Genomic DNA, 24387 nt, shown 5'->3' on the forward strand with positions numbered 1-24387 from the left:
GCAACAAGGTTTTTACTCTGCCAGTCAATGAAAGTTATGGCTGTTTATTGCCGTCGGCTAACTGGCAGAGCAGTAATAACGAAGCCATCTCTTCTACTTTTGGTAATTGATGTGGCAGCTCAATCACACATTGCAATTCCCCATCCCAACGCACATCCAGTTTCTCTCCCGGATTGATCCCACTCAAATAGGTGTTCCCACCATCACTGACAATACCGATCTCCCGTTGATCCTTATTCAGTACCGTTGCCCCAAACGGCGGCGTGCTACCATCCGGCAAGCGGATCATACCCATCGCTTTTTCACCGGATATCACTTGGAATTTACGATAACCTATCGCCCCTTCCGTCAGCGTCGCTTGTTGTACCGACCGGATTGCCTCCACATTGTCCGGCAGTTTGTTCAAATCAATACTCGCACTGTTACGGTAATAGTTGTTCACATCAGAGATCACCGCTTTACCGAACATATTGGTATGGGTAATCGCGCCAAAGCCTTTCACCGGTACGCCACCGACACCATCGGTATCCACCATCAAACGGGTGGTACCCGGCATATTAATGCGATGCAATGCCGCGCCTTTCGGCGTCACGGTCATCCCCCCCTGAATAGAAAGCGCTCCCGTGGTATAACGCCCATCCTGATAACTTGCACTGGTCGTTAGTTGAGCACGATCGCCGTAATGGGTTAAATAACCGTTAGCCGCAGCCTTGCCATCAATACTGGTGCCAGCCGCTAAACGATAGTTACTGTTTTCATTAATTCGGTCGTAATAACCTACCGTGTGGGAGTTACCTTCCCGGTTGACCATTGCGTTATAACTGACAGTTCCTGAATTACCCCACGGCAGGGATAATGTCATATACATCCCGTCGTCGTTTTTACCTTCATATTTATTACGGTAAGCAGACAGATTCAGGTTAATATTCTTATAACTTCCAATATCAAAATAACGTGATATCGATAAGTTATAGCGATCGTTATTCGAACGGTTCCAATAAGTCTGGTGGCTGTAATTTAAGTAGATACTGGTACCAATATGCGTAAACTGCTTATTCAACATAATGGTGTAAAGTTCTTTATTACTCTCCGCATCACCATCGTGATAACGGCGATCCAGATACTGGCTCATGCTCATAAAGTCACGTTCCGAGAAACGGTAACCGGCAAAAGTCACCTGACTGTCATACTCCTCAAAACGCTTGGAATAACTGAGACGATAAGAGCCACCAGTCAACGTTTGGTCCTCAGCCGGTAAATGGGCGCGGGATTCAGTGACATCAAAGGAAAGAGCGCCAAAAACCATCAGATCACGCCCAACCCCCAATGACAACGCGTTATAATTCCCGGCCCCCAATATCCCACCGTACAGCGACCAACCATTGTTTATTCCCCAGGAAAACTCACCAATACCAAAGCCCGATCCCTCACTGTGATGTTTCCAGTTAGTCGGCTTACCCGCCGCCAGTTTGTACTGAACCCGGCCCGGACGAGTTAAATAGGGAATATTCGCAGTATCGATCTGAAATTCCTGTAAACCGCCATCCTGCTCCTCTACCCGCACATCCAGTTTGCCGCTCACTGCATCATTGATGTCCTGAATACGGAATGGACCTGGCGCAACTTGGGTCTCATACAACACCCGCCCCTGCTGACGAATAGTCACTCTGGCATTGGTTTTCGCTACCCCCGTCACCTCTGGCGCATAGCCTCGCAGGTTCGGAGGCAACATATTGTCATCCGTCACCAGACTCAAACCGGTAAAACGGAAGCTGTCAAAGATATCTGAATTAAGGTAATCCTCACCCAACGTTAGCTTAGCCTGCCAATGTGGTATTGCCCGGTACAAGTAATAACGGCTCCAATCCCAGTTTTTTTCTGTGCTCCCTGCCCGCCCCGTGACGTGGTTATACTGTGATTGCCAGTCTGCCCGCAGGCGCCACGCCCCCAAATTTATCCCAGTCGTACCATTAGCACTGACATTCTGATTTGCACTTCCCTTCGCCGGCTTAGAGATCTGAGCATTGACGTTATAATCAAACATCATTCCGAAAATCCCCTCATCCCAACGTGACGGCGGGTCCCAGTCTGGTGAGTTATATTCGAGATAGGCTTGAGGCACACTCAGGTATAACGTGTCACTGCTCAGATCACCGCGCACTGTCATGCCAGGCAGCGTTTTAGTCTCCAGACACTGGTTATTGTTCCACCAGGTAATCTTTGATTCCCATTCCGCCCGCAGCCCCAACTGCTTGACCAGCTCAGGCGGCAAACACGCCACACTCTCCTTCGGATCATCCGGTGGTACCATAAAAGTCACAGGCATCTCCGGCAGTTCGCTTTTATTCAGACGCACCGTCATCTGATAATTCCCCGGCATGATATAACCCGCACGGGAAAACTCTTTTAAATTAATCCGAGAACGATCCTGAACATCCAACACGTCCGTATTAAATTCAATTTCCTCTTCCGCATACACCGCATGAGTACCCATTAAAGCAAGCAGTACCGAAACAATAAGAGGTTTCAGGACACACCGAACCGAGACCACCCTGTCATATTCAGTGGTCAAACCCAAAAACAAAGCCATAACATTCCCAGATCGATGATTAGTGATAATCCAGCCTGAACCGAACCGTGGTTCGATACTGCCCCGCTTGCAATAACTGGTGATTGCCCACCAATCGCATCACGTAATTAAGCTTCATCTGCTCTGCCTGTAAGTCCCCCACCGGTAGTGGAGTTCCCGGATACGCCTGATTGCCGTATATGTCTGTAATTTGTAATGCCACTCCTTGAGCCACACCAGATAACCGGAAATTGTTCCCATCCGGCACGCCATCAAACATCACCTGAAAGTGGCGCCAATCGGGTTTACCCAAGGCGGCAGAAGTCAGTACACAGTTAATCAAACGGATGGAAAAGGGGCGCACGGCTCCCTGTCCATCATGCATCATCCGGCTTACCGGGATTGTGGCTAACTCAATCGTCTGGTCACGGCTACCTGCATCAATCGCACAGGCCGTATCAATGATGGTGCCTTGCATGCTAACGCGACCATATCCTTGCGTTCCTTGTGGAGCAGCCGTTTCAGCTTCAATAACACAGGAAAACATTAACAGGCAGGGCACTACAACAACGGCAGAATATCGGCTCATGACTTCTCTCCAGCTAAACTTATTCAAAACTTTTGATTAGGAAACGCCCGCCTCCTTGTAAGCGTTTCCGTGCATGAAAAGACTTATTGGTAAGTCAGCTGGAAGTTGGCAATGCCGGTGAAATTACCCGGAACAACGGCATCAGGTGAAGTATCACCCTGAAGATAGGCAGCAAAATGCAGATCATTATTACCATCATGCAGAGCTACAGCCGGTGAGGGGGTACCTAGTTTGATTTTGTTACCGCCCGCATCAGTGATCGCAATACCCGCACCTTTAGCAATTCCTTCGATACCCAGCAAACCATCACCGCCGGCGATGCTAGATTTGGCGCCAACAAACGTCGTGGTGACTGTACTTATCGTTTCAGTCGTACAGTTATCTAAAGAAATTTTGAATGGCGTGGAAGAAGAACGGCCACCGTTTTTCAAAGATGCGCTAGAAATAGAGCCCATCGGTACTACCTGATCAACCGTTTCCGGGGTGATAGAACAAGGCGCATCAGTAATAGACCCGGTAAAAGTCACCGTTCCGTGACCTTGGCTAGGATTCGCTGCATTTACCGAACCGGCAGCCAAAGCCACACCTAACCCCAGGGCCATAACCAATTTATTCAATCTCATGTGAACTAATTCCTTGAATTTAAGGATAAAATACCCATAACCATAAAAAAATAACCGTGCAGGACTCCAGCCCCATGCACCTAATATTCAGCGCAAAATAGTTTAAAAATCTCGGATTAATATTTTCTAAACCAAACAAAATGCACCAAACTGTTTTTTTCAGTCAAAAAAACTAAGAATGCATGATATTTCGGAGTTAATATTCTAAAAAAGACATTAATTTGAACTTATAATCTAATTAATGAATTAATATTTGATTGAATTCAGATGAACCCACTAATTTTTTACAATAATTTGATGGTAAAGTATGAAAAATAGTAAAAAATAATGAAAAAAAGCCATATATTATAAATAGTTAAAGATTAGCAATTTGGAATTACACAAAATTTGACTTAATCAGTCGTTTTATAGGAACATATTTACAGTTTGGTGCATTCTGTTTAGTTTCTTTTTGTTGTTAAATAATTTCCAAATATATAATTGCAAAGCTTACAAGCTGATATTTTCTATTAAAAAATGGCTATTTATAACTATCTAAAAACGGTATTTATAGATTTTTGCCAAAATAAATAGAGTTATCAGCTAATAATTTTATAAAAGTTCTATTAATTGATATATTCCGGTAGATTAATATTATTTCTCTACCTATAACTATCCGCCCCAATTTCACAGGAATTATTTTCATGAAGAAACGTAAGTTTTTAACCAGATATGAAATTAATGCGATTTTAGAAAAAGCACGTCAAGGATATCATGCCGAGCGAGATTATTGCATGCTACTAATGTGCTTCATTCATGGATTTAGAGTGAGCGAGTTATGCAATCTAACGTTATCCGATCTTGATCTTAACTCAGAAATTATTCATGTCAGACGATTAAAAGGGGGATTATCAACAACACATCCACTAATACCAGAAGAAATTAAAGCTTTAAATCAATGGCTTAATATTAGAAAGAGTTGGAGAGAATCAGATACAGAGTGGGTCTTTTTATCACAAAAATCAGGTGCTATTTCACGCCAACAAGTTTATGGTTTATTAAAGCGTTATGGCAAACAAGCATTAGTCAATATTTCACCTCATCCACATATGTTAAGACATTCCTGTGGTTATGCTCTCGCTGATTTAGGAAGAGATACACGCCTTATTCAAGATTATCTCGGTCATCGAAATATATCCCATACCGTTATTTACACCGCAAGCAATGTAAAACGATTTTTCAAAATATGGGAGGCTCCTGCAAAAGGACTCGATTAATTTCAATATCTCTTTTCTATGTAAGACATGTAGTATGAGAAACTATTTCTCTCTAAAACAAAAAAATCATCCAATCATTCGATTATAAAAATCCTTGTCCATATACTGATGAGGGTTTTTATCCGATAAAATGGTTATTCACATTATAAGATCTACCCATTATTTCTTATAATTACTTTTAAAATAATTTTCTTGGAAATTAAAAGATAAAACAATTAAATAAAAACGTGTATTCAATGAGAGTTTTAATAAAAAATTCCATTATTACATGAATGGATACTTTCTCAGGAATGAAGAAAATAAAATCACTGGAAATTATACCCTGTTTTCCAGTGATAGCCTGCTGACTTTTAATATTTCATGGTTGATTTATTAAATTTTCAAGTAATGTTAAATTTAATCAACTATTTGGATATTTGGAGAATGAGCGAGATAGCCAACAAGATTACCAATATTGTCTTTAACATTCCATCTTTCAAAAATGGATATATACCATGAATACTTGGCTGTACCTGGAGTACGTAATTTAGATCCTTGATTGAAAATATTACGAGTTTCCAGCACTACAGGATAGTCTTGGTTAGTCCCTAACGTTGCCTCTTTACTTGGGGCCGCAACTTGAGATACAGCCGAAGTTAGAGTTGGTGGCGAAACTAGTGATTGGGCACCTACTCCTGCCATATGATATAGAAATACCTGATCATCAAATTGAGCCGATAAAGTTGAAGCCCGCCATCTAATTATATCCCCTACCTTACCTTGAATTAAAAGTGTACCTTGAGCATTATTTTTGGGAACATAGATATTATTTTGAGAGGTAATGTAATAAATGTATTTATCATCCATTACCGTTGGTTTGCCAGAGTCCTTACTAATAGAATTGCCGAGATCATTTGTGATAGCTTTTACATCAACAATAGCAAGAACATCAATCAGTTGTACACCAACAATGGACCTTGCATCATCCAGTTCTGTATATTCAATATTATTCATAATACTATTCCTATTTTTATATATTAGTTTTCTAAGTATTTAGTCATCTAGAACTCTAATGAAAGGATCATGACAGACATATCCAATGAGTTGTTTTTTACGATATATTTTTATATACCAAGTATATTGACCGTACCCCTCTCTTTGAGCCGTTGATTGATGATAATATCGTGTTATTAGTCCACCATGACTTTCTCCATCTCTTTTATATACCACACTATTGATATTATTATTATCAGCCTTAGCCAAATAAGGAATAGAAATATCACCATAATCAAGTTGCGGTAATGTTATAAGCGTAACATCATTACCGCTAATCGCGGTTCCTTTCATGTGGCATAAAAGTACTGTATATTCAAATTGCTGTGTCAAAGACATTGGCCTCCATCTAATGTCATCAGCAACATTGACTGTTATCTCCAATTCTCCTTGAGCATTATTTTTAGGAGCATAAAGATTCCCAGTACTTGTTATATAATAAAAGTAATTATTAGATACCACTTTCGCAGTTTCTAATGTTTGTGATTTACTTAAATCATAATGACTAACGATAGCTTCTGCATCGACACAAATCAGAATATCCACAACTTGATATCTAGAACTCTCTATAGCGTCACTCATTATCTATTCTCCTTCACAATAAAGTGTTAGATTGTTTAACAATCATCTTTTATATTAATAATTAAGATCAAAAAAACCACTAATATAAATCATAGTTTTTAAAATAAAATTACTTGTATTTTTACAATAAATTTTCAACATATAAATGAAATTCATATTAATATTGAATCAAAAAATTATTATTTTTAGTATTAAATCACAATTTGTAAACATGAGTAATTCAACATTTTCTTTTGCGTTAAAGTGATACTTTCCTGATATTTAACTACGCTCCCGGGGATTCGCTCCCTTGCCGTCGCGATGCAACTTGAAATCCATAGGGTATATATCATTTAGTTGAATAATTAGATGACGATTAATCATCGTAAATAAAGTAAAATCACTGGAAATTATACGCTGTTTTCCAGTGATTACTTACCAACTTTTAATATTTCATGGTTGATTTATTAAATTTTTAAGTAATGTTAAATTTAATCAACCACTTGAATATTTGGAGAATGAGCAAGATAACCAACAAGATTACCAATATTATCTTTAACATTCCATCGTTCGAAAATGGATATATACCATGAATATTTGGCTATACCTGGAGTACGTAATTTAGATCCTTGATTGAAAATATTACGAGTTTCCAGTACTACAGGATAGTCTTGGTTAGTCCCTAACGTTGCCTCTTTACTTGGAGCCGCAACTTGAGATATAGCTGAAGTTAGAGTTGGAGGCGAAACTAGCGATTGGGCACCTACCCCTGCCATATGATATAAAAATACTTGATCATCAAATTGAGCTGATAGCGTCGAGGCCCGCCATCTAACGATATCCCCTACCTTACCTTGAATTAAAAGTGTACCTTGAGCATTATTTTTGGGAACATAGATATTATTTTGAGAAGTAATGTAATAAATGTATTTATCATCCATTACCGTTGGTTTGCCAGGGTCCTTACTAATAGAATTACCGAGATCATTTGTGATAGCTTTTACATCAACAATAGCAAGAACATCAATCAGTTGTACACCAATAATGGACCTTGCATCATCCAGCTCTGTATATTCAATATTATTCATAATACTATTCCTGTTTTTATATATTGGTTTTATAAGTATTTAATTATCTAGAACTGTAATGAAAGGATCATGACCAATATATCCGATGAGTTGTTTTTTACGATATATTTTCATATACCAGACATACGAACCACGCCCCACCCTCTGCGCTGTTGATTCATGATAATATCGTGTTATTAGTCCACCATGACTTTCTCCATCTCTTTTATATACCACACTACTTATATTATTATTATCAGCTTTAGCCAAATAAGGAATAGAAATATCACCATAATCAAGTTGCGGTAATGTTATAAGCGAAACATCACCACCGTCATCAGCTTGTAATCTCATGCGGCATAAAAGTACTGTATATTCAAATTGCTGCGTCAAAGACATTGGCCTCCATCTAATGCTATCAGCAACATTAATAATTACCTCCAACTCTCCTTTAGCATTATTTTTAGGAGTATAAAGATTCCCATTGCTTGTTATATAATAAAAATATTTATTATGTACTGATTTCGCCGTCCCTAGTGTTTTTGATTTACTTAAATCATAATTACTAAGAATAGCTTCTACATCCACACAAATAAGAATATCTACAGTTTGATATTTCGAAATCGCTATAGCGTCGCTCATATCTATTCTCCTTCACAATAAAGTGTTAGATTGTTTAACAATCATCTATTATATTAATAATTAAGTTCAAAAAAACCACTGATATAAATCATAGTTTTTAAAAATAAATTATCTATATATTTGCAACAATTATTCAATATATAAATAAACTTCATGTTAATATTGAAATGAGTAATTATTATTTTTAGTATTAAATCACCATTTGCAAACATGAGTAATTCAACATCCTCTCTTAAGTTAATATTATATTTTTGTGATATTTAACTGTAAAATTAATTTTTTATTGTTATTTATAATAAATTAACAATAAAAACATGTAGTAAAAAAAATAAAATACCGAATAATTAATTTAACTATAAATTTCTAGTTTAATAATAAAATGAAAATAAATTTGATATATTTATTAAGTAATATGGCAGTGAAACTTTTAATTTTTATATTAAATGCAATTCTGCCTATCCTTGGCGTAACACGTATATTAATTCGACAAATTAAAATACTAAGTTACATTAGCTGGTTAAATGGTTAAATTACAATTAATCCTCAGAAATAACGATACTCGTTAATGGCGTATGATAGCAATAACCAACCAGCTTATTTAAGTCATCATAGATAGATATATACCATGCATATTGAGTTATACCTGGGCTACGCAGCGTAGATTTTTGATAGTAAATATGTCTTTTTTCATAGATAAAATCGGATAAAGGCGCTTGTGGCAATTCAATAATATCTTCTTCTGGAGGTATTAGCGCTTTTTTAAGCTTAGGGACAACAACATTAGTTAATGTATATACCGTCATTGGTTGAGAAATGCAATCATTAGCATCCTTTTTTTCCATACGATATAAAAACACCTTATGGTTAAATTGAGCAGATATGCTAGAAGATTGCCACCTAACTACATCACCTACCTTACCTGTAACCTTAAGTGAATTTGTAGCGTTTTTCTCGGGAGAATACGCTTGATTCTCAGTGGTAATATAATATAACAAGTTATCATCAATTTTAGTCGGCTTTTTATAATCCTGGCTCAGACTGTCAAACTTATTTAAGATAGATTGCACATCGATACATATTAAAATATCTATACTCTTAGAAAATTCAGCATTATCAGTAGTATTCATAATGTTATCCCTATTATCTTATATTAATTTTGTAGTTTACAAAACGTGAATAAAAGAGCTATGAGAAATATACCCAATTAACTCAAGGTTATAATGTATGCTTATTATAAAAGTCAATCTTTCTCTACCTGATTTCTTACCTTCTGATTCTATACAGGATTGTGTTACAGATTCTACTCCATATTTAAACGGTGTACCGGGTAATTGATTATCATCTTGTTCTGGGTAATTGACCCTTGTTACTTCTTGAGTATATTTTATCGGTGCTATCGCTTTATAGCTATTTTCTTTAGTTTTTTTGTATAAGTTTACTGAATGTATCAACTGTTGAGTTAAAGATATTACTCTCCACCTGATAGTATCGCCAACACCCATTTTTACTATCAATTCACCCGTAGCATTGTCTTTAGGTGTATAAGCATTTTCATTATTAGTAATGTAATGAAAATATTTATTATCTACCATTGTAGAGTTGTCTGGATTTGCTCCCAGTTTATTATAATCATTAATGATACCATCAACATCCACACAAATAAGAACATCTACAGCTTCATTCATTTTTGTACCCCTTCATTGGATTAAGTTGCACTAAGAGTCCTCTATCATTCTAATAATTAACTACTAAACCTGAAATAACTACTGGTATAAATCACAGTTTAGATAAGAAAATTACTTATATATTTATCAGAAGTCTTTTTAGATACAGCCAAATCCCACCGATAATTTATTGTTTTAAAAAAAGAATTTATATCAAACTAATATCATGACGATATTAGTTCATAAACAGATTAGTATTCTTTTAAGATGTCGTTGTTGGTGATATTTAACTTGATCTCAACGAGATTAACCTTATCGATATTTTTTATATTAACAAACTCTACATTATGACCTTCCTTATATTTTACTTATATACCCGTCATCTTTCAAGTTGCCTCTTTGTTGGCTGCACTCACTCACCCCGGTCACATAGTTATCTATGCTCCCGGGGATTCGCTCCCTTGCCGCCGCGATGCATCTTGAAATCCATAGGGTATATATAACAGCAAATTATCATTTATTTTATTGATTCAAAAGTTTGACACTATAATATATTCTTCGATTCATTATCAATATTATAAATTATTTATATAGCATCGAATAAATATTCATTTATCATACACCTCCCCATATAATATTGATGTAGATGCTCGTCTTGTAGCGAAGGTTTGTAAGCTTTTAAAAAATTCTCAGCGTTTAATTTATTCCCTCTGGTATTAAAGATACGCTTTCCTATATCTAATCACAAAGTGTATTTTTTTAGCTAAAGCAGCACCAAAGAAGCAAGCTATATTATTGGAATCAGCCTAAGAATAACAAAATACCGATAACATAAGATGAAACATTATATCTCATCAGCACTCAACTAAAGTGTGGACGATTGTAAAAGGGATCTCTTCTTTAGAAGAAATCCCTTGTGTCATTTAATTTTACTCAATGATTAAATCATCACTATAATAATTAATTAACATAAATTATCAATTGATATTCTTCGACAAGAATTGTGTATCGGGAAGATCTTCATTTAATTCATCATAATCTTTAACTTCATTTTTAAAGGTAACAATCTTATTTTGCCCACTACATTGACTATTAGACATCATATTACAATCATCGGGAATATTCTTTTCTCTTATTCCAAGCCACTCAGAAAATAGAGTCAGAAAATGCAATCCACTTCTTTGTGCCGTTATCTCTTCACGATAAGAATAATTACTGCCAGTAATAAAAAACGGCACCTGAAAACTCTGTTTATTTTCATCATCATGTGTCAGGTTTTCCTGATCGGTTCCTTTATCAACATAAGAAAGCCCATGATCCGAAAAATAAAGCATCGTCCATCTTAAATGATGATTATTAGCCTCAGACGCAATTTCAGAAAGCAATTTATCTGTATTAGATATACTTTTTACATAACAAGAAATTTCTTCCGATTGTAAGAACAGATCATATTTTCCATTCGTTCTGACGCACGCCTGTGGGTGAGATCCCATCAGGTGAATAACAATCAGTTTCTTCTTCTTTTCTGGTATCAATGCTTCTTTAATATAAGGCATCAATTTATCATCAGGCAAATAACGCCGGTCATCAGAACTGCCACTTTTCAGGAAGTGGACGCTATCTGCCTGTTGTCCAATCAACGCAACTGGAGAATCAAAAGCACTCTTCATCCCCTGATTAGATATCCAATAAGTATAAAACCCGGCTTTTTTCGCCAATGTTATGACACTATCATTCAAATTGATCGCATTCTCACCTTTCAGAGCCAGTGAGTTAGTCAAAGATAACTGAGTCGATGCTGCTGATGAGATGTAATTTGTAAATATCTTGCCATTCGCCTTGTCCAGCCACGGCGTATTGTTATAAGGAAAACCATACGCATTCATAAAGTCCTTTCGAACACTTTCACCAATGACCATGATATAGGTTTCATATTTATCCTCTTTTACCACCGGCTGCCAAGAGTCTTTCTGTTTTATTATTTCAGCGAACCTCATTCTTTCTGAATTAACTTCTTTATAGCTCTCAACGACATCACTAAAAAATCTAACTTCGGGTAATCCTGATGCCAATAGATTAAAGTCAGGATTGAAACCGGAATTTATATATCCTTTTACCGGTGACCAGAAAGCTGACAATACAAAAAATAGTGATAAAAATATTGTACTCTTTCTCTTCAGCGTCGCTTTTATCTTAAAAGATAAAATCATTAATATAATAATAGCTGACACCACTAAATAGGTAAAAATAGGCAGCCCGCTGATAAATTCGAACGCTTCATTTTTATTCGTATAAATTAAAGATCCCACTGAATTTATATCGGGATAACCATAATTCAATCCAACAGGAGAATAGATCACGCCAACTAATCCAATCATGAATACAAAAATATAATATATATATTTGTTAAAATTAGATAATAATATCAGAATTGAAAAAGCGCTAAATACATATATAAACTTTAGCTGATATCCAAGGCTTAAATGGGCCAATGAAATAAAACCAAATAAGCATATCAAAGTGAAATTTTCTTGGATTTTTTTACTCAACAGCATACTTACTCGTTTCCTTTAATCTATGCAATAAAACACCAAAAATTCATAACCTTTTCTTATTAATAGGAGTGGTTTTACAATAAGAAAATCCGTGATTAATCAACTACTATCCATGATACAACTTCAAGCAGCACCATTCAGATTGCTACACTGAGCTATTAAACTAACGCATAAAAAAACACCTTACTCATTTATCTGTAATTTAGTTAAGGATTTCCTGAGTCAGGACAGTTATTAATCTTCTATATTTGATTAACGGTATGTAAATAATATGCGTTTTTTTTGTTAATAGCAAAACTTCTGAATATATCGATCCTGCTCGTAATTTTAAACTATACTGAGTAAGTAACTTATGCACGAAGGCATATATCCGAGGAAACTGATAACTAACTGAAAAATAGTTAAAATATCTACCTTAAGCACTGTGTATCTTAAAGAAACATTATCCTCTCAATCGATATTCAGTAAAGAGAAAACGAGTCAGGTCAAGTTATCCGTTGTTAAAAGCTATTATGAACATTAGCCGCTGAAATTGATGACATGGCCCAAGCTTTTCATACAAAGCTAAACATGCTGGCATTCCAGTAAATCCAGCCAGGAAAATCCAATAAAATATTGACAATAGATGGCACACATGGAAAGAATCATCTCAAAACCATTAGGAGGTTAGTGATGAATGAAAAATTCTATCAATTAAAAGTAACGCTCACAGACTCAAAACCCGCTATTTGGCGGCAATTTGTCGTTCCCGCCTCTATTTCATTTGACAGGCTGCATGACGTGATACAGATCATTATGGGATGGCAGGATAGTCATCTACATGAATTTCGTATTGGCAAATTGCGACTAACAGAAATGCCAGAAAGCCCATCTGATGGCAAGGAAGAAGATTTATACCGTCTGGCTGATCTGATTAAACAAAAAGGGCGATCTTTTACCTATCTCTATGATTTTGGTGATGAATGGGAACACGAAATTACTTTAGAAAACAGTGATTATCCGGCAAATGATCTTCCGCTTCCTTTTTATTGTCTGGATGGTGCTCGCGCCTGTCCCTTTGAAGATACCGGCGGGATTGATGGTTATGAAGATTTAATCGCAATACTGAATGATCCTTGCCATGAGGAATATGCAGAAACGCGGCTATGGATAAGCGAATTACTTGATTTGGATGAAGATGAACATTTCGACTTCGAGCAATTTCCCATTAACAATATTAATGCTTTCTTGGCGCTCTATTATCGCTGGTCACGAGATCGTTACCATCTCTTGTGGGATTGGGAGTGAATTTAACAAAGAGACAAATCTATCATCATTGGGAAAAGTTTCAGATGAGTCACTATGACAAACATCGTGACTTGATTTGAATTAATTTTTCCCATGGAATTAGATGATACTTAACTCAGTATCGAGTGCAGTTTCTGCGGTATTTTCAGATTAGCCCTATCAAGCTGCACTGGTATTTAACACCATTATCATCACTCATTTGATATTAAATACAGTAACTATCACAGCAGGTATTACTATTGCCGGCGATTCTTATCAATCAATAGGAAATACAAACCGCATGCAAAAACGAAGCATGCATATAAGATTCTCTTCTTTCACCACTCCTTTCCGGCTGCATTAACAAAGTTATTAAAACAACGACTAAATAGATAATGCCATTAATCATCATAACAGATTGTAATAAAAATATTTTTTAACTAAAGATTAATATAATGACTTCGAGATAGCTTGATTTTATATTGAATTTATAACACTTTCTTACAAATTTATATTTTTGTAAATTTGAAAAAAACGCTTGCTATCTGATGAATGTTTAATTACTAATTAACCTCCATCATATGGACTATATTTAAAAAAATTACCTCCCTGTTCCCCTTATTCCTGGGGATTAACTGATCAGGATTGATTTCTGTCTTCCTGTCATCAACTCGCCATTATTCACGCGATAAGCGCTGTTTTTATCGGTGATGATGGGATTTTTACTACATTATTTCTTTAACAAAAGAATTGATTATTTCAACTCTGGGCAAAATATGAAACCCCTGTGGGGCCACACTAATCGTCTCACAAACATATTTCCAGATAAAAAACTTATAGCTGTCATTCCGCACCTCATTCCTGATTTAAAAACAGTGTGATCTTACGCATACTTTATATCTTTAATAGCGCCAATGAGATTGACGGCGATCGCGCGTTTTGAGCTATTACTTTTATTTGCCGGAAAGTGACTATGTCCATACCTGAGCCTGTCATTAAACGTCTTGATCACCTGGGTTTGTTGGTCCTGTTCATAAACCCGCTTTCCGGATCAGTGGGACTAACCTTCGTCTTTCTCTGCCGTTTCTTTAGGGCTGGCTTCAGGCTTTTTTTCCGGCTGCCGCCCGGTCTTCAGTGACGGCTTTATCCAGTGCGTCAAAATAGGCACCGGGGGGAACCGGCCGCATGACATTCTCCGATTTATGCGGATTGGCGCTGGCTTTCAGGTGGGTGCTGTCGGTATAGAGTACGCGTCCGCCTACGAATCCTTTGGCCATCGCCTGTTCAACAATGTGGTCAAAAATCTGCTGGAAGACCGCAGTATGATTGAAACGACGGCGGCGGTTCTGACTCAGGGTTAAGGCATCAGGGACCTTCTCTGTCAGTCCGAGGCGCAGAAACCAGCGGTAAGCCACATTAACCTGAATTTCCTGTACCAGACGGCGTTCACTGGGGACGCCAAACAAGTAGCCGAGTAACATCATTTTAATCAGCATGACCGGATCGATAGCAGGACGGCCATTATTGTGGCAATACAATGGGGCGACTCATTCGCGGATAAATTCGAAATCAATGGCGGCATCGATTTGACGGACCAAATGATTTTTAGGAACCAGTTCGTCAAGCGAGAGCGTTTCTGGCGGGAAAGTCTGGAGAGGGGGTGTTCTTAGCATGGCGGCAAGCTCCGTTGAATGAACGGAACTTAATTAAAACAAAGTGCCGGATAAAAAACCAGCACTTTGTCAACAATCTGAAAGCCCAAAGGGCTGTCCCCGTAAAAACGGGGAACATTTCTACTTCAACTATCATCATGAAACCTGAATCTGGTTTATCCCCATCAATTCAAGGAACTCTGACCTTTTACGTCAATTATCTTTCCGGATGACGGTTGATCCCCGTAGATTACAGGGATCAAATTGCAACAGATGGAGATAGTTCTGTATTTAGCGGTTTACCCCCGTAGAAACGGGGAACAAGTCCATCTCTGCCAGCTCAAACGCTAACTGTTCGGTTTATCCCCGTAAGTACAGGGAACACGCTTCCAAATCCAAAACACAACAGTATCAGTTCGGTTCACCCCCGTGGACACAAGGAACACCAATTACTACCGACTCTATCACTGTTACTGTCCGGTTTATCCCCAGAGAGATAGGGAACACCAAGGAAGCCAATGATCAGTGTCATTTTCGTACGGTTTATCCCCGTGAGTACAATACAGGGAACTCATCCTTAGCTATATAACTATTTGGAGCACTGCTAGGTCCATCCCCGTAAGTACAGGGAACATTTAGTGAACATAGTAAAGCATCACTCATGCCGCGGTTTATCCCCGCAAATACAGGGAACACTTAAATTCTCTCTTTGACGAGATTTATCGAGTTTGGTTTACCCCGGTAATGACCAGGAACACTCACTAACACGATATCCTACCACTAATTATAGCGGTTTATCCCATTAAACACAGGAAACATATTTTTCCCTGTGCAAATGTATACCAAAATTCGGGTTTATCCCCACAGAGGTGAGGAACACGGTAATTATTTTATCAATATTTCCGAGAGTAACGACCACGCCTTACTCTACAGGATGATATTAGTTAGCAATATCACTTTTTACCATGCTTTTGAAACATAACACGAACGCCTAACAACAGCGAATTTGCTACCTTTAACATCAATATCCTCATACAACAAAGAATATTGCATTACGATCTTCAACAAAAATAAATTTAAATGACATCAATGCCATTATACTGTTCTGATTAACATCAATCCACATCCCATCGCTTTAGCACGACCAAAGCCTTTTGCATACTGTTCCAAATATAGCTCACCGTTGGTAATCGTCAGAAGCCCTTGAAAATCAACACTGGAAAATTGTATTTTTTGCCCCTGCTTTTTTACACTTCGATGCTGAGTATAACCTTCAATATCCAGTAAATCGTCAAACTGAATACCCCACTGCTGCATACGACGATGATTTAACAGCCAATTACGGGCAGCATTCTCCATCATAACTTTTATTTTCCCCTGTTCCGTTTCACCTTGCTGTTTTGCCTGAAACTTAGCATGCATCAAGACATCATGACGCTGACGTTTTCCAGAAGGATCAGTAATACAGATTGTTGGATTAACGCGTAATTTGAAAGCTAAACGCTGCCCCTCCTTCAATTGAGGATAAAATGCTTTCGTTTCCACCTCAAACAATGGTGACTGAGTTTGAGGTGAGGTTTTAGATAAAACATAGAATACAGGTAATCCCATTATTCCGATCTCTTCCCGAAATAGAAATTGCCGTTTTTCGTCTGCTGAAAACAATTTCCATAACAATTGATGAGAAGTATAAACGCCATTTGCACCCAATTTTGCTAATATATTTGCTGTTTGACTCGATTGCCGAAGCACAATTTTAGACAAATACATCAACACCCTCCTCGATAGAAAGTTGATACATAGTACGTTGCCGGAATTGCCAACGCCCTCGGTTAATCGGCTCATCCCAAGGATGGCTGATTAAGATATTTGAAGAGATAATTTCATCTTTATTTCCCTCCCAAAAATAAGTCACAATACCGTTTGCGCCTAGCCACAACTTATCTTCGCTATCAGAATGAATCAACGGTGGAAAAGAGATATCCAATGCCATTTTTAATGCCGATGACGTAATGAGTTTAGGGCTGAGAGGCAAAGCAAGCGGGCAAGATTTACGTCCAAGATGCAAGATAAATACGGGTTTAAGTAAAGCATCCCGGAATTGTTCAAGCGTAAAACAAGCGTGTTCAGTTAATGTAATAGCAACGATCCAAATACCATCACAACGATAATCACGATTAGACAGGATGGTATTAAGTTTATCTGACCTTAATTCACTTTTACGGTTCTGATGAACCACATTATTATTGTGCGTCGGCACCTGTGTCGTATGATAATCACGCATTAAAGAGCTAGGAACTGTCTGCTTAATTGCAATTAACACACTTTTTTGTAATTTTGCTAATTCAGACTCATTATCTCGTCGAATACCTAACGCTGCTCCTAATAACCCCAAAATCGCAGAGCGACCAGGATACAATTCCGTTGGCCTCTCCCCCCCAACCGCAGGTTGTCCCCAACTTGCCATCGGGCCATATAATCGGAAGACTAAATATGCTTTCATTCTGCCCCCATTACTGTGCAACAAATTCAAGCAGCTCGGTCAAAGTTCCTTCCCCTGTGAATGTGTTGAATTTATAGCGGGCATCGGCACAAATACCGTAAACCAGATCAATATTGCGCATTTGGCTTTCTAATGCATCAATTGCCGATGAACCTTGGTCGCTGTCGTTAATGGGCTTTAAAAATGCAACAGATAAAGAACGAGGTTGTTGTTCGCCTTTCTCAGCGAGAGCAAAACTGGCATAAGCACGAGAAGCAAAACTATTTTGTTTACCCGTAGGCGATATTTTCACAGCGGCTTCTGTTAATGCTTTAATCGCTTTATTAGCAAGGGCTTCATCACCATCCAAATTTTTTATTAATTGCGTTTTATTAATGCAGATATAACTGTAAAACAGCGCGGCGGCAAAACCCAATTCCCCTATATGGGCCGACCCCGTATCTTCCTTACCATCATTTAAATCATCCACCGCTGTAAAATAATCATCTTCAATAACCACACTATGTACACTAATAGCATGAGCGACCTGACAGGCAGCCTCGACGTTAAATGCCGGACTTGAAGCTAACATCCGACCAAACAAAGCAATATCCACCGCGGTTTGCTTAGTTTTTAATAAATTAAGCTCTTCAGCCGTTGGTGTCCGGTTTTCTTCCGTCAGCACCGCAATCAACGACATGACAGATTGTTGCTCTTCCGGGCTGATATGTGCCAATTGTTCAATTTCTAAAGCATCTTTTTTCGTTTTTCCAAAAACACCAGCAATAGTCGTAGCCAATGCTCTAGCAGATTTTTCGTTCACGCCAGCATTGATCAACGTTTCAAACACCTTGATACCAAGTCGCTTGGTGCGAATACCCATATTCTCTGATAGCACCTGTTCAAACAATTCAGAAGTACGCCAGTGACGTTTTAAACTTTGAGAACTCACGCGTAAACGTTCAAAACCGCCCATTTTCGCTGTCTTAGGCCGGCCTAAATCATCACGATTCAGATTAGATGGCGCATAGGAAGTTAATAGGTGTAATTGAATAAACTGACTCATAATAATCATCCTAAACTCAATTAATAAAAATCCGATAAATCAACTGATTTACCACTAGCAGCACGGTAATAATCCATAACCCACCTCACTTTGATACGCCTATCCGCCTTACATGGCTGTAATTGTCCATATTCAGCAAACCACTCCTCAATATCCCGCGCTAAAGCCAAAACAGAAATATTGCCTTTGATTTGCTGCAAAACCCGACGTAATCGACGTAATAATTCATTCGGTGTTTTAGCATTTTGTAATTGTGAAAATCTTAATTCACTGACCACCGGTTTATTTCCTCCTCCTTTCTTACCCGCCGCTACCGCCAATTTGATATCACTGTTGTTTTTAACATAAACTAATGCCACCGCCATCGTGGCCCAATATTCCAATTTTGCCGGATTATCTGATAAGCTAATTTCATCAGGTAAGCTGAGCCATAAAGCCCGAAAGCCTTCAGTTAACATGGCCATCTCAACACTTTCACAGCGTTTTAACTGGGCTCTATAAGTAGAAGGCGCTGGAATAATACCTTTCTCTTTTAGCTGTTTTGGTGACATAAACATACTTTGCCACCAATGCAATAATATGATTTCACTCTTACTGTCCATTACACCTCCTCTTTCCCGGAGTGAATATGATGATTAGTGATAAATGTTTTGATCTCTTTTAACGCTTTTTGTCCATATAACCCGATAATTAACTGCTGACGCGCTTTCATACGTTTCGCCATTGAACGCTCATTACCTAATTCAGATAAAGCAACATATTCATCAAATAAATCTCTACAGAGATAACGCAAGGTATTGAGCCAATGTTTGGCCTGTTCTGGTGTCAGAAACGGCACATCGGAATTTGCATTATTGATAAGTTGATGCACCACAGAAAAGAATAGGGATTCACTTTGTTGCCAAAAAGTCAGGTCAATAAAGGAAGTGTCTCCTTTCACATCAATGGGCTTTTCAAACCAAGCCGCTTTTATTTGATTCCGGCATAGCCAAATCATATTGATTGCCAGTTTTTGCAGCTCTTTGACTTGATATAGAATCTTTTCCTGTTGTTCAAGTAAGACAAAAAACAACGGCACAGTGACAGAATACCAACAACGTGCTTTCATATTATCCATATCGTAGCCAAATACCCACAGACAAGGCATTGCCCTTCGGAGTTCAGCAAAATGACCACATAAAGAATAAAAATGACTCACAACCGGCGCACAACGCTGTCCTCTCTCATGGCTGGTAAATACTAAAGCATCCCAAATTTTATATGTCACCCCTCCCGGTTGGCCTTTAATAGATAAGGGTTGTGTTGGTTTTTTAGTATCCCATTTATAGGGCGTTAACGGATGGGTCCAATTACCGGTATAATTGCCGCCATAGTTTTGTGTCCGATATTCAGAGACAGTGAACTCAGAATATTTACCTGAAATTTTGCAAATATTCTCACCCTTTTCCACTACAAGACGTATACGTCTCGGCATTGCCCAATACATATGTAAGGGATGTACATCCGTAGCATGAATTTCTGTCCCTTCATTAACACTCACTTTTGTTGGCGCTAACCAAGGAAAAACCTGAGCACTGGTTAAATCAGGTTCCGAATAATGCCATTCACTTCGACTAATAACGTTTAACCACAGTTTTTGCCATAATGTGGCATCCGTTTGTTGCGGCACCACTAACGTGGTTAATGGTCCCCCACCTCGTAATCCTACTCGATGTCCCACCCCTCCTGACGGTGCATTAATTTGTAAGGTAAACAGTGCCAAAGTTGCCATTTCAAGAGACATCACATCTCCGATGCCACGTTTAATGAAATGATCCGTATTAAGTCTTAAACCATTCGCTCCCGGTGCTTCAATTAACAATCCAGCTACAGTGGTTGATTTTACTGTTTGCAGCGGATCGAAATCCTGCATAAAAAGAGGCCCTATACCGGTAACATTAAAAGCATGTATCACTTTATTAAAAGTTTGTTGTAATACCTTCTTATCAGGTGATGTTTCATACAGAGCATGCCATTGATATTTATCTTCCGGCGCAAAAACGGTTTGTAATAAACCAATGGCAAATTGGCAAGCTGCTCCTTGAAAATCAGCTCGCGGTAAAGCAAAGTCCATAACATCATGATCACATATCGCATTAATGGGCAGTACTTTTTCACTGCCATCACGTAACCGAAAGGGCAACCACGGGTCCTGAACTAAGTTCATAACACCTCCTGCTTTTATCTTTCACAAAAACCTATTGTTGAAGAATAAGTAAAATTCGGATCTTGATCTGGCAACCAAGGTTGCAAATATCTAATTTGGTAATATCTCTGCTGCAATGCATTGAGAGCAGGTATTAATTCTGTTGGAATTGGGGCTAATTTATCCGCATACTTATTTCTGGATAATTTAATCGTACTCAGTGACACTGAAAATTCGTCTGAATTTACCCAAGGTACAAGTTGTCCTGAATCACCTTTTTTCAGTAATAATACCTCAACGGTTTCAATATCACTGTAGCGAGCATTAATATCTGAATCATCCTCATACCAATTATCAGCACTTCGATCACAATAACCATATAATTGCCACTGTAACCAATAAGACTTAGCTTTAGCTGCCTGACTTCGCTCCTCATCAATTAATTCATTCTCTTGATGTTTCAACACTTCAAGCGTTTGCTCATAAGCATGACCATAAACCGCGTCAATTAATTGACGCGTTTCCGCAGGCATACGTATAGCACCCAGTTTTCTCAACACGCGCATGGTTAACCACAAACGCGCAGGCGAGCGATAAACATATTGTGTGTTACGAAAATTATGGCTTAGCCAATCTGATCCAGGTTGCTCCCTCCATTCAGGCGCATAGATACACAATATTGGTGCAGGGCGTGAATCTTTAATACCCCACCGATAAATACCATCACTATCGCGAGTATGGCGATGCAAACGCCCAGCTCGCTGAATGAGATCATCAATAGGACAAATATCTGAAATCATGACATCGGCATCAGTATCTAAACTCTCCTGGAATATCTGTGTGGTAATTAATGCTTTGCCCCGCCGCAATTCACCATGACTATTTTTATCAAAAATAGTCAATACACGATCTTCAATCTCTTTTCGGTGTTGCAATATAAACTGGCTATGAAATAACAGACAACGCTCAGGTTCAGTAAGTAAACTTCGCAGTGTCTGATAAGCCTCAATAGCATCATCTACTGTATTTCGTATCCAAACAACACATTGCCCTTGTACAATGGCGGCTAATACCTTTTCAACACAACTGCCAAAGCTATTTAAGAAATCAACTTTGACTTCCCGGCTAACATCTTTTCGGCTTGATAACGGTTGTTCAATAACGGGCAATGTGGCATTTAAACTTATTTTGGTTGCTAAAGGAAAATCGGTTTTTTGCAATAATTGAGAACTCAATCCGCCAACATTTAGCCAAATATCCGTTAAACGTTGACGCTGTTTAAAGGTCAATGTTGCTGTCAATAAAACAGCTGAACCACCCTGATAAAGATGCAGCGCTAATAAATTTTCCAGTAAATTAAACATAAATTCATCAGCCGCATGAACCTCATCAACGATTAATACTTTACGATTAAGCCCAAATAATCTTAATGATTGATAGCGCCTTGGTAATACAGCCAATAAAGCCTGATCAATCGCTCCGATTCCGGCAGGCGCTAACAACGCCTGCTTACGTGGGTCAGCTAGCCATTGATTACACTGCGCTGAAGCAGCGATATCTGTTTTACCATCGTTTCTATCTGGGTGACCTAACGCTAAAACGGGTTCACGAAATTGATTATTCATCCCCCACGTACCATGAGCTAAAACGATATTTGGTTTACCGTCATCCTCTATCGAGAACATTTGCTGGTAATGTTTAGCAATCCGGCTAAATATTGCATTAGAAGACGCCATTGTAGGCAAACCGAAATAAAAACCATCAGCGGCTTTTGCCTGCATCAAACGGTGTGTAAGAGCAAGAGCCGCTTCTGTTTTACCAGCTCCAGTAACATCTTCTAAAATAAACAACTGAGGAGAATCATCTACAGGTATTGATTCGGCCCACTGTTGCAATGGTGTTGCAGCAAAACCGTAATATTTCTGAATGGAAATAAACGGTTTGATTACCGGCGTTCTACCTAAATTTATCGCCATAACCGCTTTTTTTGCCATTGCTTGAGCATGTTTCCAATAATCTGTTAACGGCATAGGTTTAGATTGATAAGTAAAATAATGGCTATCAGAACCAATCCAATCCGCCAATATTGCAATACCAGCAAACTGCCAACTCACTTGTTCTAATTGCCGTCGCCACTCTTTGGATTGTAATTTTTCAATGGGAAACTCAGGTTGAAATAATTCAACCAAATGATGTGCAAAGAGTTTGGCAGCATTAAAATTATGAGGTTCAGTAAAATGTTTAATCGCTTTATAGCCTGTTTTCTCAATTGGCCGGCCGTGATGCCCTAATACACAATCAATGAATACCATTAAGGTATCAAACATCTCTCGCTGTTCTCTTTGTTCAGCGCCTTCAATATTAACAAGTCTATTAAGTAACCCCGTTTTGATATTTTCCCAGAAATACAATCCTATACGATCATGACAAAAATAACGGCCATCATACTCTTTAGGGCAATCTGGTCGATGCAGACCTACTGCCAAACCGGGAAGTAATTTTTGAAAAGCAGATGCAAATTTACCAATATCGTGCAAAGCCAATATAAAAGAGACCATGCTTCGTAACTGCTGTGTAGATAACGCTAAAAAGTTAGCAAGATCTCTAGTTAGCGACCTTTCTAAAGAGAGCAACTGCATTCCTACCGCAGCAACATCTAAACAATGGTAAGGAAGTAGATGATAATCTGCACTATCAATCTCTAAGACTCGCTTCGCCTTACCCCAGTATTGAAAATAAATCGGCATTTCCATCTAAAATCCTTACTTAAACATCTCTTTTACCTATTTTTAGAACATAATGCGAAAATTTAGATCAGAAAAATACTAGTTTCTGTTTTTTTAGGATAATTCTGTATAAAAACTCACTACCTAAACAGATGAATTTTTGTCCTACTTCTGAGCATAAGCCAGAATTAAAGTGACATCGTAGTGCAAGGCGCAGTTTGACTGGGTAGCCAACCTATATTCATCTATCTGATAAATAAAGATAATTATATTTTAAGGTATGTACCCGTTTTACCAAAGGTTCATTTACACTGATAACCCTGCGTATATGATGTCAGGCTAAGGTGAGATGAAAGTACTGATGGGTGTTTAGCGATGTCAATTACAATTATTCCACAAATCGCTTTTAATCCTTATCTGTATAAATTTAAGCTCTGATGCGACGGCATAAC

Annotated in this window: 18 protein-coding genes and 1 pseudogene; 2 read left to right on the forward strand and 17 right to left on the reverse strand. The window is 38.1% G+C overall.

All coding sequences use genetic code 11. The features are described from left to right. Positions 1–34: 34 nt before the first annotated feature. The 3 genes from AACQ83_RS07900 to AACQ83_RS07910 all read right to left on the reverse strand — a co-directional run bounded on the left by AACQ83_RS07900 (position 35) and on the right by AACQ83_RS07910 (position 3781). Positions 35–2590, reverse strand: coding sequence for an outer membrane usher protein (locus AACQ83_RS07900; protein WP_112877088.1), 2556 nt, complete (start codon positions 2588–2590; stop codon positions 35–37). Positions 2591–2609: 19 nt separating this feature from the next. After that, positions 2610–3158, reverse strand: coding sequence for a fimbrial protein (locus tag AACQ83_RS07905; RefSeq protein WP_112877089.1), 549 nt, complete (start codon positions 3156–3158; stop codon positions 2610–2612). Between the two features lie 83 nt (positions 3159–3241). Beyond that, on the reverse strand, positions 3242–3781 hold the full coding sequence (locus AACQ83_RS07910) for a fimbrial protein (RefSeq protein ID WP_112877090.1): 540 nt from the start codon (positions 3779–3781) through the stop codon (positions 3242–3244). A gap of 683 nt (positions 3782–4464) precedes the next feature. On the opposite strand from AACQ83_RS07910, the gene AACQ83_RS07915 reads away from it, so the two are divergent. Further along, positions 4465–5037: a tyrosine-type DNA invertase gene (locus AACQ83_RS07915; RefSeq protein ID WP_112877091.1), complete on the forward strand. Its 573-nt coding sequence runs from the start codon at positions 4465–4467 to the stop codon at positions 5035–5037. A gap of 396 nt (positions 5038–5433) precedes the next feature. Here the strand turns inward: AACQ83_RS07915 and AACQ83_RS07920 are convergent, their stop codons facing one another. From AACQ83_RS07920 to AACQ83_RS07950, 7 genes are all read right to left on the reverse strand, one after another. Then, positions 5434–6030: an AidA/PixA family protein gene (locus tag AACQ83_RS07920; RefSeq protein WP_112877092.1), complete on the reverse strand. Its 597-nt coding sequence runs from the start codon at positions 6028–6030 to the stop codon at positions 5434–5436. A 39-nt stretch (positions 6031–6069) separates the two neighbouring features. Next, positions 6070–6651 (reverse strand): AidA/PixA family protein, encoded by a 582-nt coding sequence (locus AACQ83_RS07925; protein ID WP_112877093.1) that lies wholly within the window; start codon positions 6649–6651, stop codon positions 6070–6072. Between the two features lie 470 nt (positions 6652–7121). Continuing rightward, a complete protein-coding gene (locus AACQ83_RS07930; protein ID WP_112877094.1) occupies positions 7122–7718 on the reverse strand; it encodes an AidA/PixA family protein in 597 nt (198 codons plus the stop codon). Positions 7719–7757: 39 nt separating this feature from the next. Continuing rightward, positions 7758–8339 (reverse strand): AidA/PixA family protein, encoded by a 582-nt coding sequence (locus AACQ83_RS07935; protein WP_112877095.1) that lies wholly within the window; start codon positions 8337–8339, stop codon positions 7758–7760. 536 nt (positions 8340–8875) lie between these two features. Then, the gene (locus AACQ83_RS07940; RefSeq protein ID WP_112877096.1) at positions 8876–9466 is read right to left on the reverse strand and encodes an AidA/PixA family protein; all 591 of its coding nucleotides are present in this window, start codon (positions 9464–9466) and stop codon (positions 8876–8878) included. A 36-nt stretch (positions 9467–9502) separates the two neighbouring features. Then, positions 9503–10024, reverse strand: coding sequence for an AidA/PixA family protein (locus AACQ83_RS07945; RefSeq protein WP_112877097.1), 522 nt, complete (start codon positions 10022–10024; stop codon positions 9503–9505). 956 nt (positions 10025–10980) lie between these two features. Further along, positions 10981–12558 carry a phosphoethanolamine transferase gene (locus AACQ83_RS07950; protein WP_112877098.1) on the reverse strand — a complete coding sequence of 526 codons (1578 nt, stop codon included), beginning with the start codon at positions 12556–12558 and terminating at the stop codon, positions 10981–10983. A 672-nt stretch (positions 12559–13230) separates the two neighbouring features. Between AACQ83_RS07950 and AACQ83_RS07955 the strand changes: the two genes are divergently transcribed. Then, positions 13231–13845 (forward strand): plasmid pRiA4b ORF-3 family protein, encoded by a 615-nt coding sequence (locus AACQ83_RS07955; protein WP_112877099.1) that lies wholly within the window; start codon positions 13231–13233, stop codon positions 13843–13845. A gap of 990 nt (positions 13846–14835) precedes the next feature. Here the strand turns inward: AACQ83_RS07955 and AACQ83_RS07960 are convergent. The 7 genes and pseudogenes from AACQ83_RS07960 to cas3 form a co-directional block, all read right to left on the reverse strand. Continuing rightward, positions 14836–15497 (reverse strand): annotated as a pseudogene (locus AACQ83_RS07960) (transposase); the annotation flags it as partial. A gap of 1074 nt (positions 15498–16571) precedes the next feature. After that, positions 16572–17246 carry a type I-E CRISPR-associated protein Cas6/Cse3/CasE gene (cas6e, locus tag AACQ83_RS07965; protein WP_112877100.1) on the reverse strand — a complete coding sequence of 225 codons (675 nt, stop codon included), beginning with the start codon at positions 17244–17246 and terminating at the stop codon, positions 16572–16574. Continuing rightward, complete coding sequence (gene cas5e, locus AACQ83_RS07970) at positions 17233–17979, reverse strand: type I-E CRISPR-associated protein Cas5/CasD (protein ID WP_112877101.1); 747 nt, start codon at positions 17977–17979, stop codon at positions 17233–17235. The genes cas6e and cas5e overlap by 14 nt, the downstream gene beginning before the upstream one ends. 10 nt (positions 17980–17989) lie before the next feature. Continuing rightward, the gene (gene cas7e, locus AACQ83_RS07975) at positions 17990–19024 is read right to left on the reverse strand and encodes a type I-E CRISPR-associated protein Cas7/Cse4/CasC (RefSeq protein ID WP_112877102.1); all 1035 of its coding nucleotides are present in this window, start codon (positions 19022–19024) and stop codon (positions 17990–17992) included. Between the two features lie 20 nt (positions 19025–19044). Next, positions 19045–19626, reverse strand: coding sequence for a type I-E CRISPR-associated protein Cse2/CasB (gene casB / locus AACQ83_RS07980; RefSeq protein WP_112877103.1), 582 nt, complete (start codon positions 19624–19626; stop codon positions 19045–19047). Further along, on the reverse strand, positions 19626–21230 hold the full coding sequence (gene casA, locus AACQ83_RS07985) for a type I-E CRISPR-associated protein Cse1/CasA (RefSeq protein ID WP_112877104.1): 1605 nt from the start codon (positions 21228–21230) through the stop codon (positions 19626–19628). Before casA ends, casB begins: the two co-directional genes overlap by 1 nt. A gap of 14 nt (positions 21231–21244) precedes the next feature. Beyond that, the gene (gene cas3 / locus AACQ83_RS07990) at positions 21245–23962 is read right to left on the reverse strand and encodes a CRISPR-associated helicase Cas3' (protein WP_112877105.1); all 2718 of its coding nucleotides are present in this window, start codon (positions 23960–23962) and stop codon (positions 21245–21247) included. Positions 23963–24387 lie beyond the last annotated feature (425 nt).

Source organism: Photorhabdus sp. S10-54 (assembly GCF_963878145.1).
Taxonomy (GTDB): domain Bacteria; phylum Pseudomonadota; class Gammaproteobacteria; order Enterobacterales; family Enterobacteriaceae; genus Photorhabdus; species Photorhabdus kayaii.